This is a genomic window from Halosimplex carlsbadense 2-9-1, assembly GCF_000337455.1.
Classification (GTDB): Archaea; Halobacteriota; Halobacteria; order Halobacteriales; family Haloarculaceae; genus Halosimplex; species Halosimplex carlsbadense.
Genome location: NZ_AOIU01000004.1, coordinates 46,882 through 64,387, shown reverse-complemented (window position 1 = coordinate 64,387; position 17,506 = coordinate 46,882). Strand labels below are relative to the sequence as shown.

Sequence of the window (17,506 nt, the reverse complement as noted above, 5' to 3'; positions counted from 1 at the left end):
GTGGGGAGGTCGTTTACTCGTTGACGAGCGACTCCCGTCGGCCGGTGAACTCGTCTGGGTCGAGCCGGAAGAAGTCGAACGACACCATCCGTAGCGGCTCCTCGAACACGTCGACCAGCGGGATGTCGACCCGCTCCATCTCCGCCAGCGTCTCCGTCGCGATGCCCTCCTCCTCAGTGTCGCGGAGCCGCCCGCGCGCGATCACACTGCGCCATCGCTCGTCGTCGTCCCCGTCCTCGTCGCCGTACGCGACGAACGTCACCGCGCGCCCGGCGAGGTCGCCGCGGTCGTCCTCGTGGCCGACCGAGATCCGAAAGTAGAACACCCTCTCCTCCTCGTCGTACCCGTAGGACACCGGCACGGCGTCCGGCGGTTCGTCCCCCGTCGTCGAGAGGGAGAGCACTCCCGTCCCCCCGCTCCCCAGGAACCGGTCGCACTCCGCGGCGTCCATCTCGATCTCCTCCGCGTCGGTCATGTAAACAGATACGCTCGTCGCGCTAATAAGCCCGCGGCCGGCGTAGCCGATCGGGCCCGGCCGGACGATCGCTGCGTTGCCGACCGCTCGCGTCACCCCTCACTCGACGCCGTCTCCGGGTTCGCGCCCGCCGCCGCGCCCGACTCGCGCAGGCGTCGGACGCCCACGGCCACGAGCAGGTACGCCGGCAGCGTGACGGCGAGGACGCCGGCGACGATCCCCCAGTCGCCGACACCGAGCGCGACCGTGTCGAAGTACTCGCGGAGGGGGGTGTACAGGACGGCCAGCTGCAGGGCCAGCGACCCGGCCACGGCGGCGAACAGCCAGCGGTTCGACAGCGTCGGCGTCTCGCGCAGCCAGCGGACGACGAACAGCTTCCCGAACTCCAGGACGACGAACGCGGTGAAGATCATCGTCGTCACGTACGCGTCGACCGCGCCCGCACCGTCGAGCAAGAGCGCGAGCAGGCCCAGCATGACGACGGTCGTGACGGCGCCGGTCCCGCCGACGACCCCGAGCATGGGCCGGTCGACGATGCCCTGGTCGGGCTCGCGCGGCGGCCGCTCCATCACGTCGCCGCTCTCCGGGTCGGCGCCCAGCGCCAGCGCCGGCAGGCCGTCGGTCAGGAGGTTGATCCACAAAAGCTGGACCGCCGGGAGGACGAGATACCCACCGAGCGAGGCGAGAAAGACGATGGCGACCTCGGCGACGTTGGCGCTCAGCAGGTAGGCGACGAACTTCCAGACGTTGTCGAAGATGGCCCGGCCGCGCTCGACCGCCCGCGCGATGGTCGCGTAGTTGTCGTCGAGCAAGACCACGTCGCTGGCCTGCTTGGCCACGTCGGTCCCGCGGACGCCCATCGCGACGCCCACGTCGGCGTTTTTCAGCGCCGGCGCGTCGTTGACGCCGTCGCCCGTCATCGCCACCGTTCGGTCCTCGTCCTGGAGCGCGCGCAACACCCGAACCTTGTGCTCGGGCGAGGCGCGCGCGAACACGTCCACCTCGACGACGCGCTCGCGGAGTTCCGCGTCGCTCAGCCCCTCGATCTCGCGGCCGTCGACCACGTCGCCGCCCAGTCCGAGTTCCGCGCCGATGGCCGCCGCCGTCCGGACGTTGTCGCCCGTGATCATCTTCACGTCGATGCCCGCCCGCCGCGTGCGCTCGATGGCGTCGGCCACCTCCGTCCGCGGCGGATCGATCATCCCGACGAGCCCGACGAACACCAGATCATCGAGGTCGTCGCCGCCGTCGAGGTCGCCGTCGCCGCCTCCCTCGAACCCGCGCCCGTCCTCGGTGTAGGCGACCGCGAGCACGCGCAGCGCGTCGTCGGCGAACCCGCGGGTCCGCTCTCGGACTCGCTGGGCGCCCGCCTCGTCCAGTTCGACCGGACCGTCGTCGGTCAGCACTCGCGAGCACTTCTCGACGACGACCTCCGGGGCGCCTTTGACGTAGGCGCGGTCGCCGTGGACCGTCCCCATCCACTTGCGCTCCGAGGAGAAGGGGATCTCGTCGGTCCGGGGGTGCGCTTCGCGGAGCGCGGCCACGTCGAGTCCCCGATCCTCGGCGGCGGCGACGAGCGCCCGCTCCGTGGGGTCACCCTCCTCGGCCGTCGCGTCGTTACAGAGCACACCCGCCCGCAGGAGCAGGTCGACGCGGTCGGCCGCGGTCGCCGACTCGCCCTCGCCCGTCGCGCCGCCGTTCGCCGCCGGCCGGTCACCGTCGGCCCCGCTCGCTGCGTCGGTCACCTCGTCGAAGCCGACGACGGCGTCGTCGACCCACAGCCGGCTGACGGCCATCCGGCCCTCGGTGAGCGTCCCGGTCTTGTCGGTACAGACCACGTCGACGGCGCCCAGGGCTTCGACGGCCGGCAACCGGCGCACGAGAGCGTTCTCGTCGGCCATCCGACGGACGCCGAGCGCGAGCGTCAGCGTCACGACCGCGGGCAGCCCCTCCGGCACGGCCGCGACGGCAAGCGAAATCGCCGTGAGCGCCGTCTGCAGCGGTTCGACGCCGCGGACCCAGAGCAAGGGGACGACCAGCGCGGCCAGCGCGACGACGCCGAGCCCGAGCGTCCGGCCGAGGTCGTCGAGTTCCGCCTGTAGCGGGGTCTCGGTCTCCTCTGTGTCGGCGAGCTGGCGCGCGATGGCGCCGACCTCCGTGTCCTCGCCGGTCGCGGTCACGACGACGGCGGCCTTCCCCCGCGTGACCGCCGTGCTCTTGTAGACCATCGACGACCGCTCGGCCAGCGGCGCGTCGGCCTCGACGGGCTCGGCCGACTTCGAGACCGGGAGGCTCTCGCCGGTCAGCGCCGCCTCGTCGACCTCCAGTCCCGTCGCCTCGACGACGCGTCCGTCCGCCGGCACCACGTCGCCGTCCGAGAGTTCGACCACGTCGCCCGGGACGAGTTCGGTCGCCTCGACCTCGGCCGATTCGCCGTCGCGACGGACGACGGCGGTCGGCGCCGTGAGTTCCCGCAACGATTCGAGGCTCTGCTCGGCGCGGTAGTCCTGGACGAACCCGAACACGCCGTTCGCGACGACGATGACCGCGATGAGGACCGCGTCGACGGTGTGGCCGGCCCACACCGAGAGGACGGCCGCGGCGAGCAGCACCCAGATGAGCCAGCTGTCGAACTGCGTCAGGAAGATATCGACCGGCGAGCGCCCCTCCCCGCGGGCGATCTCGTTCGGGCCGTACTCGTCGCGGCGCTCGGCCGCCTCGGCCGCCGACAGCCCCGACTCGTCGACGCCAGCGTCGTCGAGCACCGCCTCGACCGGTCGGCTGTGTGGGGGATCTGTCACTGACAGCGCCTTCTCGTCCCCGTCCTATCGGTGTTTGGCCGGATCGGGCGATCACCGAGAGCCAACGGGGATGATCTCGGACCACAACTCGGTCCGGCCAGATACGAGACGGCGACGGACGTGTCGGAAACGATCACATCTTAGTTTCCCAAACTTTATATCCTACACCATAGTTCATCGAAATATGATGTCCGCTACCGAGCTTGGACCCGTGCTCTGGCATGGATCTGTGGCAGCGGACAGTGGTCTGGCGTAACCCGGTCGGGCTTCACCCGCCGGCCGCGCCGGGACGCTCCCTCGCTCCTTCGTTCGAATCGCCGTTTCACCGACTTCCACCACCGACACGGATGTCAACACACACGCCACTGCGAGCACAGTCCGGCGCCGGTCGTTCCGGCCCGAACCACCTGCAGGTGAGTCGATGAGCGCGAGCGAGAACTCGCTCGTGAAACTCCTTCGGGAGTACGCCCGCCCGGAGGCGGCGAACTTCGGACTCGGACTCGTCGCGCTGCTGCTCGCTCGGATCCCTCAGCGCGCTCCGGCGTTCGTCATCGGCGTCGCCTTCGACGCCGTGCTCCTGAGCGACCGGGCGTACAGCCTGCCCCTCGTTCCCGACGCGTGGGTTCCGTCGGGTCAGATCGCGCAACTCTGGCTGACGGCAGGCGTTCTCGCGGCCGCGTTCGTCGCGCAGAACGGTCTCGACTGGCTCTCCTCGTGGTTCCAGAACCGAGGGAACGTCGCGATGAGCCACGACCTGCGCACGGACGCCTACGACGCCGCGACGGACCTGCGGATGAGCTACTACGACGACTCACAGACCGGCGACGTGATGAGCGTTATCCACAACGACACGGAGAACTTCGGCGGCGTCATCGGTGCCGTCTACAGCGCCACGAGCCGCGTCTCGCAGGTCGTGGTCGCGTTCGCCCTGATGGCGCTGCTGAACTGGCAGCTAGCGCTCGTGCTCGCCACCATCCCCGTGTTCGTCGCGCTCGCCAGTCGCGTCTACGCGCGGATGCTCGAACCGCGCCACGAAGCCGTCCGCGAGACCGTCGGCGAGTTGAACGCCCGCCTGGAGGACTCGCTGAACGGCGTTCGCACGGTGAAAGCGTTCACACGTGAGGAGTTCGAGCGCGAACGCGTCGCCGACATCTCGGCGAAATACAGGACGAAAAACTGGGAAACCATCCGCCTGCGCCTGGGCTTCGACTTCGTGACCTGGATGTCGAACAACGTCTTCGGAAAGGTCGTCTTCCTCCTCGGCGGCTACTGGGTCATCGCCGGCCCGCCCGCGTTCTTCTCGGGCACGTTCACTGCCGGCGCCCTCTTGACGTTCATGCTGTACTCACGGGGATTCCTGGAACCGGTCAAAGACCTCGCCGTCGACACCATCGACGCCTACGAGGACGCGCTCGCATCCTCCAAGCGTATCGACGGCCTCCTCTCGCATCCCGCCCGCCGCGCCGGTTCCCGCGAGGGTGACGAACTGGACGTCACCGAGGGTCACGTCGAGTTCGACAACGTGACCTTCACCTACGAGGGCGCCGAGGAGCCCGCCGTCGAACGCGTGTCGTTCACCGCCGAACCGGGCGAACTCGTCGGCGTCGTCGGCTCCACGGGGGCCGGAAAATCGACGCTCGTCAAGCTCCTCTTCCGCTTCTACGAGCCGGACAGCGGAGCGATTCGAATCGACGGCCAGGACATCCGAGACGTGAGCCTGCGGAGCCTGCGCCGGCAGTTGGGCTACGTCTCCCAAGACCCGCAGCTGTTCGACGGGACGATAGCCGAAAACATCGCGTACGCCACCGAGGACCGCTTCGATACGGACGACCCGGCCGACGGAATCGTTCGCGCGGCGACGCTCGCGGGCGCTCACGAGTTCGTCGCGCAGCTCCCGGAGGGGTACGACACGGAGGTCGGCGAGCGCGGCGTGAAGCTCTCCGGCGGGCAGCGCCAGCGCGTCGCTATCGCGCGAGCCCTGTTGCGCGACCCGAAGGTCCTCGTCCTCGACGAGGCGACCAGCCACGTCGACAACGAGACGGAAGTGCAGATACAGCGCTCGCTCGAATCGATGGCCGGCGAGCGCACGACGTTCGCCATCGCCCACCGGCTCTCGACGGTTCGGGACGCGGACCGGACTCTCGTCGTCGACGACGGCACCGTCGCGGCCGAAGGCACCCACGAGGAACTCCTCGAACGGGACGGCCTCTACGCCGACCTCTGGAAGGTGCAAGTCGGGGACATCGATGCCGTCTCCGAGGAGTTCGTGGAGGCGAACCGATGAGCGAGCGAGACCTCGCCGAGGAGTCCGACGTCGAGTACCCGTTCTTCTACGTCATCCGGCACGCCGGTCGCCGACATCTGGGGCTGTTCGCCACGGCCGTGCTGGTGACGATAGTCGCGGCAGTGAACAGCAACCTCTCGGTGTACGTCATCGGCGTCGGCTTCGACAGCGTGTTCAGTTCCCAGCCGCTGACGGTCCCGTTGGTGCCCGACACGTGGGTGCCCGCGAGCACCGAGGGGCAACTCTGGTTCGTCGGCGGCTTCCTGATCGTCAGCGGGACCGTGGGCGTCTTCATGGCTATCGGCAAGAACGTCCTCTGGGAGCTGTTCGGCCAGCGCGTCGTCGACGACGTCCGCGTCCAGACGTTCGACTCCGCCCAGCACCAGGAGCTCGCGTTCTTCGACACGCATCAGACCGGCGACGTGATGAGCGCGCTCAACGACGACGTCAACACGCTGGAACGCGGCCTGTCGAAGAGCGCACGCTGGGCGGTAGGGACGTCGGTCACCCTCCTCAGCGCGCTGGCGTTCATGGCCTACCTGAACTGGCAGCTCACGGCCGTCGTGTTCCTGCTCCTCCCCGTCCTGGCGGCCATCAATATCCACTTCTCGCGGGCGCTGAGCGAACTGTATCCCCCGATTCAGCGCGCCGAGGGACGACTCAACGCCCGGATGGAGTCCACGCTCGGCGGGATGGACGTCGTGAAAGCGAACGGCGCAGAGGGCGTCGAGCGGGAACGGTTCACGGGGCGCTCGGGAGACCTCCGAGACAGATCCTGGACCGGCACGCGCAAGCGGATCCAGCAGACGCCGCTCATACAGGGCGTGACCGGCCTCGTGCTCGTCGTCGTGATGATAGTCGGCGGCCTGTGGGTTATCGATGGCCCGCCGCTGTTCTTCACGGGGACACTCACGGTCGGCCAACTCGTGCCCTTCCTGTTCTACATGCGGAACATGGAAGGGGGCATCGAGTTCCTCTCGGCGCTCGTCGGCATCTATCAGTGGGTGAACTCCTCGGCCGCGCGCATCGTCGGTGTGCGCAACGCCGACAGCCGCGTGGCGGAGGATACCGATGCCGATCCGGTCGAACGGGTCGACGGTGACGTGGCGTACGAGGACGTGAGCTTCTCGTACCCTGGCACCGACGAGTCCGTCATCGATTCGGTGTCCTTCGACGTAGACTCCGGTGAAACGGTCGGTATCGTCGGTTCGACCGGCGCCGGGAAGTCGACGCTCATCAAGCTCCTGTTGCGCTTCTACGAGCCCGACGACGGCGTGATCCGCCTCGACGGTCGTGACATCACCGACCTCTCGCGGCAGGACCTCCGCGCAGCCGTCGGCTACGTCGATCAGGAGTCGTTCCTCTTCGACGGGACGGTGGCGGAGAACATCTCTTACGGCGAGCAGGGAGTGAGCCGAGCGGAGATCGTCGCGGCGGCGAAGGAGGCCGGCGCCCACGAGTTCGTCGCGGATCTGGACGACGGCTACGAGACGCACGTGGGCCAGCGCGGCGTGAAACTCTCGGGCGGCCAACGCCAGCGCGTCGCTATCGCGCGGGCCCTCGTCCGGGACCCCTCGGTGTTGGTCTTCGACGAAGCAACCAGTCACGTCGACAACGAGACGGAGGTACTCATCCGGCGGAACCTGGCGGAGATCTCGGCTGACCGAACCACCTTCGTCATCGCCCACCGCCTCTCCACAGTGCGGGACGCTGACCGCATCCTCGTCCTCGACGATGGACAGTTGGTCGAAGCGGGAACACACGACGCGTTACTCGCCGAGGACGGGACGTACGCCGATCTCTGGCGCGTCCAAATCGGAGAGATAGACGAGCTTCCCGAAGCGTTCCTCGAACGGGTAGCGGGCGACGACTAGCAGGCCAGTGTCGGCTACCGCGGTCGGGTGACGTCGTTCTTCCACTCAGTTCGGAATGACCGATTTTCGGACACGGACGACGCTTAGCGTCTCAGAAGGTCGAGATCCGTTCACCGAGTGGGCCAAAATCGCGCATTTCAGACCCGCTACACCTGCCGTAGTCGAACCCTCCGCTCGATCGATTCTATATTGCGACATGCGATTTATATCGGCCACAGCCGAGCACGGAGGGGTGACTCGAACGCGGGCTGTGGCGTCGTTTTGCCGCGATCCGGCCGGCGGCCGTTCGGTGGGCGAAGGCCGGTCGGAGACACCCCGAAGCCGTCCACGCGACACCACCCTTTTTGTGCGAGCTCGCCAGTCGAGGTAGCATGGCTGCGGCCGGCGCGGACCTGACTGAACCGCACGTGCTCGCCCGGGCCAAGCGGCGGCTGTTCCCCGAGGACGGCGCCGAGGCCTACGCGGTGGTCGACACGCAGTTCGCTCGGGAGCGGTGGGTCGACCAGCGGACGGTCGACGAGGCGGTCCGCGAGGCGCTGGCGCCGTTCAATCACGTCCGAGTCGGGTCGGGATACCCGGACCTGGTGGGCGTGCGGCCGCTCGACGACGACCTGCTCGCGGTCGACCGCCTCGGCGGGGAGCCGCCGCTGATCGCCGTCGAGGCGAAAGGCTACGCGGGCGGCGGCGTCGACACCGAGCGCGGCATCGTCCAGGCCCGCGACCGCCTGGGCGAGGCCAACGTCGCCTTCCTCGCCGCGCCCGCGGCGGCGATCACCCAGACCGACCGCTCGCTGGCCAGAGAGTGTAACGTCGGCGTCCTCGCGGTCGACGCGGACGGCGACGTTCGACCCCTCGAACGCCCACGAGTCGTGGGGAATCGGACCGCCGACGCGGCGACGAGCATCCGCTTCCAGGCCAGCGCGCAGGGCGTCGCCGGCAAGAGCTTCGGGCTCAACCACCCGAAGAACTACCTCGCCTACCCCCTCGCCGTGACCCACGACCGCGACACGGAGACTGTCCTCGCCGAGCGAGTCGTCGGCGCGACCGACGCCGCCCGCGCCGGCGCGGCGTTCCTGAACCTCGTCAGCGTCGAGCCCGACCGGACGACGTTGACGGCGCTGGGCAAGGAAGTCGTCCGCTTCGCGCTCGCCGAGTGCGGCAGCGTCGACGCCGCGCTCGATACTTTCGAGGACTGGAAGCGCTCGCGCAAGCGCTTCTGCGAGGTCGCGCCGAAGTGGGGACAGCTCGCCCGTCGCGTCGTCTACGACTACCCCGCGACCGAGCTGCTCGTGACCGAACTCCAGTCGCTGCACGACGACGGCGAGCGCCGTCCCACGCTCCGCGAGTTCGTCGAGTACCTCCACGAACTCCGCCCGACGTTCACCGTCGAACTGTTCGTCCGCGGCGACGAGGGCGTCCGCTCGCGGGCGCTGACCGACGACGGCGACCTCCGCGGCGAGGCTCTCGCCGACGGCGACGCCTACCACTCCCCGACCGTCTTCCAGCTGAAGGCCATGCTGTTCCACGCCGGGATCGTCACCGAGCGCGGCAGCGAACCCCACCGGTTGGACCCCTGCGAGGACCGCTGGGCGCTCCGTCACGACGTGGGGGCGACCCGGTGACGGCCGCAGATGTCGTCGCCTCGCTGGTTCCCGTGAGCTGAAATCGCATACCACGGCGCCGTCAGTACTAAGTGAAACCTCGGGATCGATCCGATCGAGGCGTTCTATGACCCGTCGGATCGTCGGTCGTCCGGTGTTCGACCCGCGCTCGCCGCCCGCGGCGCGAGCGGCCCGATAGCTGCAGCACTCGGGTTCGCTTCGCTACATCTCGTAGCCGCAGTCTCTCCGTCGAACACATACGCACATGCCGACACCCGCCGAGCCCACGGCCACCCGCCGGGGCTCGCCCACGCACGTATCGCACCGACGACAGTCGCATCGCTCGCGGTCGCCGCGACCGCTCGAACCATCTCCGGAACCGCTCGCCCCCGTCTCCTCCCCGGGAGGTGGTCGTCGATGACCGCCGCCGAGGCGGTTGCAGAGACGGACGAGACGACCGCGAGCGGTGACGCCGCCGAACCCGCGACGGACCGGTCGCTGTGGCGAAACCGCGACTTCCGGCGCTTTTTCGCCGGGCAGTTCGTGACCAACGCGGGGGACAGCCTCTACACGGTCGCGGTCCTCTGGCTCGTCTTCGAACTCAGCGGCTCGACGGTCCTCACGGGGATCGCCAACGCCGTCCTGTTGCTCCCGTGGCTCCTGCAGATCCTCGCCGGCCCGGTCGTCGACCGACTCCCGCTCCGGCCGGTCCTCGTGGGGTCGCAACTGCTCCAGGGGGTCGTCGTCCTCGCGCTGCCGCTCGCGGCGGTGACGGGGACCCTGAGCGTCGGCGTCATCTTCGCGGTCGTCCCGCTGTTGACGCTCGCGACGCTGTTGATGGCGCCGATGCAGGCGACGATCGTCCCGCGGATCGTCCCCGACGAACGGCTCTCGCAAGCCAACTCCGCGCTCGCGACGGTCACGCTCGGACTGGACATGATCTTCGACGCGCTCGGCGGCGCGTTCATCGCCGTCTTCGGCGCGACGGCGCTGTTCCTGTTCGACGCCGGGACCTTCGCGCTCGCGGCGCTGCTGTTCGCCGGGGTCGCGGTGGCACGGTCCGCCGACGTTGAGGAACCCGACGGGGAGGACGCCGGTAGCGCCGAGGAGTCGATACTCGGTTCGTACGTCGCGGACCTGCGCGACGGGATCGACGTGCTGCGCGGGACCGTCTTCGTCGAACTCGTGTTGACGACGGCGGTGGCGAACCTCGCGACGGGCGTGACGCTGGCGGTCCTGCCGGCCTACGGCGACGCGCTCGGCGGTCCGGCCGTCTACGGGGCGCTGCTCGGCGCGCTCGGCGTCGGTCGGCTCGTCGGCTCGGTGGTCGCGCCGTATCTGGAAGGTGTCTCCTACGGCCGACTGCTGTTCGTCGGCAACGCCGCCGGCGCCGCGTGCTGGCTCGGCGCGGTGGTCGCGCCGTCGCCCGCGCTCACCGTCGTCCTGTTCGGACTCGCGTGGGTGCCCGCGGGCGCCAGCGGCGTCCTCTCGTCGACGCTGAACCAGACCGTCTTCCCGACCGACCTGCTCGGCCGCGTCTCGACGATCAAAGGGACCGCTTCCGGTGCGACCCTCCCGCTGGGATCGCTGGTCGGCGGCGTCGTCGCCGAACTACTGGGGACGGCGACGACGGTCGGACTGGCGGCCTTCGGCTTCGGGTTCACGGCGCTGTACCTGCTCGCCCGCCCGCCACTGCGGCGGCTCCCGCCCGTCGCCGACGCCGACCCGGCCGCCTTCGGTGTGACCGTCGCGCCGGAGTCCGGGAGGGAGTGACGCCCGCACCCCGCTGTCGGTCGTTCCCCGGCCGTCGCGACGGACAAAGCACTTACTCCGGCCGCTGCTCACCCGCACACGACTATGCGTCTCGCCCACGCGCTCGCCCTCTGCATCGTCGTAACGCTCGCCGGTTGCGCGACGGTCGGGGGACCGGCCACCGAGGCCGGCACCGAGACGCCAGCCGTAGAGTCCACGGCTCCCGCGACCGGTCCGACCGCGGAACCGACGGCCACGGGGACGGAGACGCCGGTCCCGCTCGACCTCCCGGACGGCGTCGACCGCGCCGAGGTGACCCCGGCGTGGTCGCTGTCGTCGGCCAGCCGGGACGCGTTCGAGGCCGCACGCGGGGCCGACGAGTGGGTCGAGTTGGAGTCCAGCGGGCCCGTCGAGACGTTCAACGACCTCGACTACGTGTACGCCGACGGTCGAGTCTGGGTAGTCGGGTACACGTACGGGACGCCCGCGTACCTGGTCGACACCGGGAACGTGTCGGCCGACGAGCGCGTCGTCGCCTACGGGAACCTCTCGACCGAGCAGCGCCGACTGTTCGACCGGGTGCGCACCGGCTCCGGGTGTTGCCCGGGACCGGACCAGGAGGGCGTGGAACTGCCCGGGACCGTCCGGTACGACGACGAGACCTACATCGTCGAGTCGGGCACGCGGAGCTTCGCGCACGGCGCCATCGACGTCGACCCCTACGAGCCCGAGCGGACGGCCGCCGAGGAGTGAGCCGACCGTCGCCTCGCGGGCAGCGGCCGATCGCGGTGGGTTCCGGTCGCGAGCCGTCGCCCGACTTAGTCCGGCCTCAGTGATCAGCGGTAAGCGCTAAGTGGGCGTCGTCCGAAGCCGGCTGTATGTGGCGCTCTTCCCAACGGGGCCGCGACGAGGTGACCTGTATCGCCTGCGGCGACTCGGTCGCCCGTTCGGAAGCCCGGGAGTACGACAAGTTCGGCGACCGCTGGGACCGGGAGGGAAAGGAGTTCGAACACCTTTGCAAGCCGTGCGACCGCGAGCGCTGTCACCAGCCCCGCGGGAACCTCGAAAGACTCCTCGAAGACGTGGAGTCGGCCGCCGCCGGCCGCGACCGCGACGCCTTCCTCGCGACCTACCTCGAACTCGCCGAGCGGGCCGACTCCGTCGAGGAGCGCTGACTCGGCCGGCGCTCGCCGCGTCGACGCCCGCGGCTTACGGCGCTTCGCGCCGCTCGCATCGAGGGCTCGCTTCGCTCGCCCTCGCACTGCTCGCGGTTCCCTGCGGTCACCGCTCGCTCCTCCGTGGCGCTCGCTTCGCTCGCGCCACGCGTACCACAGAAAGCCTATCTGTACCCTGGTCATAACCCGCTACATGACTACCGAGGACGAGCAGGCCCAGGCCGGGACGATCGAAGGCCAGGGTCCCGTCGAGATCGACGAGGAGATGGCCCGCCATCTCGAGAACAAGCGCGACGAACTGTTCGAGAAGTTCGAGATCCGCGACGAGTTCCCCGCCGAGGTGATGGCCGAAGCCGAGGAGCGCACCGAGGGCGTCCAGCAGGAGATCGCCGATGAGATCGACGAGCGCCGGGACCTGCGGGAGATGACGACCTGGACGACCGACCCGATCGACGCCCAGGACTTCGACGACGCCATCTCCGTCGAGAAGCGCGACGACGAGTACGTCCTCTGGGTCCACATCGCCGACGTGAGCCATTACGTCAACCCGGAGACTGCGATGTGGGAGGAGGCCGTCGAGCGGGGAAACACCGTCTATCTCCCGGACTACACCATCCACATGCTGCCGCCCGTCCTCGCGGAGACGGTCTGTTCGCTCGTCCCCAACGAGGACCGCCTGGCCCACACCGTCGAGATGCACCTCGATCCGGAGACGCTCTCCTACGAGGACATCGACATCTACAAATCCGTCATCGAATCGGACGCGCGCCTGACCTACTCCGAGGCCGAGGACATCCTCGACGACCCCGACAGCGCCGACGACATGCTCGAAGACACCGACGTGGACCTGGCCGAGAAGACCGAACTCGTCTGGGAGCTGGCCGACCGGATGCACGAACAGCGCAAGGAGGACGGCTCGCTCGTCCTGAACCCGGCCCGCGACCGCGCCCACACGATCATCGAGGAGTGCATGCTCAAGGCCAACAAGGCCGTCACGCACGAACTCATGTGGGACCGCGGCGTCTCGGCGATGTACCGCGTCCACCCCCAGCCCTCCCCCCAGGAGTGGGACGAAGCGCTCCAGGAGATCCAGGACCTGGACGGCGTCTCGATCCCCGGCGAAGCGTGGGACGACCCCCGGAAAGCCGTCAACGCGACGCTCGAAGACGCGCCCGGTCGCCAGCTGAACAAGATCCAGCGGGCCGTGATGTTCGTGATGCCCCGCGCCAAGTACATGAGCGACCCCTTCGGCGGCCACCACGCGCTGAACTTCGAGATCTACGGCCACTTCACCTCGCCCATCCGCCGGCTGTCGGACCTGATCAACCACTGGATCGTCCACACCAACGACGTGCCCGAGGACCTCCAGGCGCTGTGCAAGCACGCCTCCGACCAGCAGAAGGACGCCGAGCAGTGCGAACGCGAGTACAAGCAGTTCCTCGAAGAGATCGGCCTCGACGCCCACGCCGTCAACAACCGCGGGATCGAAGTTGTCGAGTCCGAGTAGGACTCGATCGCTCGTCACGAGCGAAGCGGAGTGACGGTGTGGTCGACGACGAGGCGTACCCGCCGAGTCGCGGTCCCGCCGAGCCGTCGCCGACTTCCTGTCGCTTATCGAATAGAAAATTCCTGCGCCAAACCTATATCCCCCGCTGGGCAGAACCGTCGTTTCGATGACACAGTCGCCCACTCGCCGCAGGTTCCTCGCCGGAGTCGCCGCGACCGCCGCAGCGACCGGCTCGGCGGCGGCCGGCGCTGGCGCCGACCCGATCGACGCCGAACCGACCGATAGGGCCCCGGACGACGAGCCTCGGGGCGCGCTGCAGGACGGCGGTGACACCGATCTCGAATCGCTGGTCGATGACCTCGTCGAGTCGAGCCTGGAGGGTCGGACGGCCTCGGGCGCGACCGTCGCCGTCGTCGCCGACGGCGAGGTGGCGCTCACGAAGGGCTACGGCGTCGCCGACCGCGACGAGGAAACCGCCGTCGACGCGACCACGCCGTTCCGCGTCGGCTCGGTCTCGAAGCCGGTCGTCGCGACGGCGCTGATGGCCCGGATCCAGCGGGGCGACATCGACCCCCAGGCGCCCGTCTCCGACTACCTCGACGCCGGCCTCGACGACACCGTGGGGCCGGCCACGCTCGCCGACCTCGTGACCCACCGCGCGGGGTACGAGATGTCAAACGAGGGACTGTGGATCACGGATGCTGACGCCCTGCGGCCGCTCCCCGATGCGCTCCGGACGTGGAGCCACGCCCGGGTCCGGCCGCCCGGGGAAGCGCCCGCCTACTCGAACTACGGGTACGCCGTCGCCGGCGGCGTCCTCGGGGTCGTCGCCGACGCGCCGTTCCACGAGGCCGTCGCCGCCGACCTGCTCGACCCGGTGGGGATGACCGCGAGTAGCTTCCGCCAGCCGCTCCCCGACTCGCTGGCCGAGGCCCACGCGACGGGCTACGGCCCCGGCGCCGCCTACGCCGACGGCGAGTTCCCCTACGTCGGGCTCGCCCCTGCGGGCGCGCTGTCGACGACGGCCGACGACATGGCGCGGTTCATGCAGTTGCACCTGAACGACGGCGTCGTCGACGGCGAACGGGTCCTCGCCCCGGAGACCGTCGCGGCCTGCCAGCGCCAGTGGGCGACCGCTCACGAGCGACTCCCGGGGATAGCGTTCGGGTTCGTCGAGAGCGACTACGGCGGCGTGCGGACGCTCCGACACAGCGGCGGGACGCCGGCGTTCTACAGCGACCTCCTGGTGGTCCCCGAGCGCGGTCTCGGCCTGTTCGTCGCGTACAACGGCGCCGACGGCGGTACGGCGGCCCGCGACGTGCTGGAGGGGTTCCGCTCGGAACTGCTCCCCGACCCCGACTCGGGCTCGAATCCGGACCGGAACTCGGGCGACGAGGGAACGCGCTCGCCCGACGGCCAGCCCGCGCGGGCCGGCGACCTCGGCGGCACCTACCGGTCGTTGCGACACTCGTCGCACTGGCACGATCGGGTCACGACGACGCTCCAGGCCGATACCGTCGAGGTCACCGTCGCCGACGACGGCGCGCTGGTCACGACCGGCGGGAGCGTGACGCGCCGGTGGGTCGAGATCGAACCGCTCGTCTTCGAACGCGTCGACGGGAGCGAACGGTTGGCCTTCGACACGGGCGCCGACGGCGAGGCGATCGAGTATCTCCACCGCGGCGCGAACCCGACGACGGCGTACGGTCGCGTCGAGGGAGTCGACCGGCTCTCCCTGCACGCCGCGCTGACGGTCCTGTCTCTGGTCGGCCTGCTCTCGGCGGTGTTCGGGTGGCCGACGGCCACCGCAATCGGGTGGTTCCGGTCCGGCGACGACGCCGACGCCGCGGCGGACACGCGGCGCTGGACCGACCGGCCGGCGACGCTCGCGCGCGTCGTCGCCGCCGGGGCCGCCGTCGCGGTCCTCGCCTTCCCGGTCGCGGCGCTGATCCATCTCGCAGCGACGCCGTTCGCCGTGCTGTCGGCGCCACCGCCGACGTTCGTCGCGCTGTTCGCCCTGCCGATACTGGGACTGGTCGGGACGCTGGCGGCGCTCGGGTTCGCCGTTCGGGCCTGGACCGCCGGTTACTGGGGCCGCTTCGGTCGGCTCCACTACACGCTGGTCGCCGGGTCGCTCGCCGTCGCCTGCTGGCTGCTGTGGTTCTGGAACCTGCTGGTTCCGCCGCTGTGACGGCACCCGGTCCGACCGGCCGGGCTCCGGCCTCGCCCGCACGCCGGCCCGGCGCCGAGCCGAGTGGGCGCCGAGCGGACGGTCGCGTTCTCGAGCTATCGATCCGTCTCTAGACCGATCGAACGCGGTCGAGCGGCGCGTATCGGACAGTAAATTGAGTTACGGTACTCAAAGTAGCTACGGAAATAATACGAAAATATTTCTCGGCGGTTCCGAGACTGTTCGAAGTGTGTTCGGAGACATGATCTGGCATAACATTTTAGTGGGGATCACCCCTATATGTATTTGAGAGGTGATGAACAGATGGCCACCAGCGACAGGACCAGACGCACACGGGACCACAGCACAGCAGGCAGCCGACTCTCCCGCTACGACATCCTGCTACTGGTGATACCTGCGGCGTTCCTGCTGGCGCTCGTGGGGTCGGTCGTGTCGCCGCTGCCCACGAGGGTGTTCGTGGCCGGGGCGTCCGTGGTCGGCGGGCTCGCCGTCGCGGACGGGCTGTTCGTCAACCCGCCCGAGCGCGGTCGCTGACCGCCGTGGGGGGCTCGCGTTCCGGCCGTCCGGAGTGACCGTCACCGCAGGGCCGGTCGCGAGACGGTTCGCCGGACGCGGCGACGGCTCCCCAACCAGTTTGGGTGGTTGCTTATTTAATCTCTCTCGAACATATGGATACGAACGGTCGGCCGGCGCCCTGACCTGTGGTGGTCCCCGCGACGCTTCGCGGGCTCTCTACGACCGGCGACCTCTCACTAACAATGCCAGCGAGCGACCAAGTCGATACGAGCAAGCAGATCCACAGGCAGACGGGGCGGACGTTCTACGCCGCCACGAAGCTCCTGCCCGAGCGGGTCCGGGAGACGACGTACGTCCTCTACGCCTTTTTCCGGATCGCCGACGAAGTAGTGGACCGAACGGACGACCCCGACCCCGAGGCCCAGCGGCGGCGACTCGAAGCGATGCGAGCGGCCGCGCTGGGTGACCTCGACCCCCAAGACGCGGCTCTCCTGGCCGACGACGAGCGAGCGGTCCTCGACGCCTTCCGGTCGCTGGCCGACCGGACGGGCATCGAGGACCGCGAGGTCGAGGTGTTCGTCGACGCGATGGTCCAGGACATCGAGACGGCCCGCTACCCCGCCTACGAGGACTTAGAGGAGTACATGCGCGGGTCGTCGGTCGCCGTCGCGAACATGATGATGGCCGCCATGGAGATGCCTGACGAGGACCGCGAGCAGGCCCAGCCCCACGCCGAGGCCCTGGCCGAGGCGTTCCAGCTGACGAACTTCCTGCGGGACGTGCGAGAGGACATCCACGACTACGGACGGGTGTACGTGCCGGGGGAGACCCTGGCGCAGTTCGACGTCGAGGAGTCCGACCTCGCCGAGGCCACCGTCACCGACGGGTTCGTCGCCGCCATGCGCCACGAGCTCCAGCGGACCGAACGCCGCTACCGGGAGGGGGTCGCCGGCATCCGCATGCTCCCCGAGGACTGCCAGTTCGGCGTCCTGCTCGCGGCGGTGTTCTACGCGGAACACCACCGGCTCATCCGCGCTCGCGACTACGACGTGCTGAGCGAGACGCCCGAACTCGGCCGGCTCCGACGCGGCTACCTGCTCGTCCGGACCTGGATCCACTGGCGGCGCCACCGCGACCCCGAGGCGACCTTCTACGCGGTCAGCGCCGTCTCGCCCGGCGGCGAGGGCGACGGCGTCGAGACCGACGGCGTCACCGGCCACGTCGCCTGAGACGCCCTCGTCCGGTGTAGTTGCTCGCGATTCTCCCGTCTATCGATGTGCGAACGGCGGCCGCTCCGCGGACAGCGGTCGCTCCGGAGTCTCAGCGACGC

Annotated in this window: 12 protein-coding genes; 10 read left to right on the top strand and 2 right to left on the bottom strand. The window is 69.5% G+C overall.

Going from position 1 to position 17,506, the window contains the following annotated elements; translation table 11 throughout:
* Positions 1-13: 13 nt before the first annotated feature.
* The gene (locus C475_RS00840) at positions 14-475 is read right to left on the bottom strand and encodes a pyridoxamine 5'-phosphate oxidase family protein (RefSeq protein ID WP_006881824.1); all 462 of its coding nucleotides are present in this window, start codon (positions 473-475) and stop codon (positions 14-16) included.
* 92 nt (positions 476-567) lie between these two features.
* A complete protein-coding gene (locus tag C475_RS00835; protein ID WP_082223217.1) occupies positions 568-3,276 on the bottom strand; it encodes a cation-translocating P-type ATPase in 2,709 nt (902 codons plus the stop codon).
* A gap of 421 nt (positions 3,277-3,697) precedes the next feature.
* Between C475_RS00835 and C475_RS00830 the strand changes: the two genes are divergently transcribed.
* From C475_RS00830 to C475_RS00785, 10 genes are all read left to right on the top strand, one after another.
* Positions 3,698-5,560 (top strand): ABC transporter ATP-binding protein, encoded by a 1,863-nt coding sequence (locus tag C475_RS00830; RefSeq protein WP_006881822.1) that lies wholly within the window; start codon positions 3,698-3,700, stop codon positions 5,558-5,560.
* Positions 5,557-7,434, top strand: coding sequence for an ABC transporter ATP-binding protein (locus C475_RS00825; RefSeq protein ID WP_006881821.1), 1,878 nt, complete (start codon positions 5,557-5,559; stop codon positions 7,432-7,434). Before C475_RS00830 ends, C475_RS00825 begins: the two co-directional genes overlap by 4 nt.
* 371 nt (positions 7,435-7,805) lie before the next feature.
* Entirely contained in the window at positions 7,806-9,056 is a 1,251-nt protein-coding gene (locus C475_RS00820) for a hypothetical protein (protein WP_006881820.1), read from the top strand.
* A 396-nt stretch (positions 9,057-9,452) separates the two neighbouring features.
* A complete protein-coding gene (locus tag C475_RS00815; RefSeq protein ID WP_006881819.1) occupies positions 9,453-10,808 on the top strand; it encodes an MFS transporter in 1,356 nt (451 codons plus the stop codon).
* Between the two features lie 84 nt (positions 10,809-10,892).
* Positions 10,893-11,540, top strand: coding sequence for a hypothetical protein (locus C475_RS00810; protein ID WP_006881818.1), 648 nt, complete (start codon positions 10,893-10,895; stop codon positions 11,538-11,540).
* 125 nt (positions 11,541-11,665) lie between these two features.
* A complete protein-coding gene (locus C475_RS00805) occupies positions 11,666-11,962 on the top strand; it encodes a DUF7562 family protein (RefSeq protein WP_006881817.1) in 297 nt (98 codons plus the stop codon).
* Positions 11,963-12,155: 193 nt separating this feature from the next.
* A complete protein-coding gene (locus tag C475_RS00800) occupies positions 12,156-13,469 on the top strand; it encodes an RNB domain-containing ribonuclease (protein WP_006881816.1) in 1,314 nt (437 codons plus the stop codon).
* A 166-nt stretch (positions 13,470-13,635) separates the two neighbouring features.
* Positions 13,636-15,660 carry a serine hydrolase domain-containing protein gene (locus C475_RS00795; protein ID WP_006881815.1) on the top strand — a complete coding sequence of 675 codons (2,025 nt, stop codon included), beginning with the start codon at positions 13,636-13,638 and terminating at the stop codon, positions 15,658-15,660.
* Between the two features lie 303 nt (positions 15,661-15,963).
* Positions 15,964-16,194, top strand: a complete 231-nt coding sequence (locus tag C475_RS00790) for a hypothetical protein (protein ID WP_006881814.1) — start codon at positions 15,964-15,966, stop codon at positions 16,192-16,194.
* A 224-nt stretch (positions 16,195-16,418) separates the two neighbouring features.
* Entirely contained in the window at positions 16,419-17,405 is a 987-nt protein-coding gene (locus C475_RS00785; protein ID WP_006881813.1) for a phytoene/squalene synthase family protein, read from the top strand.
* Positions 17,406-17,506: the final 101 nt, after the last annotated feature.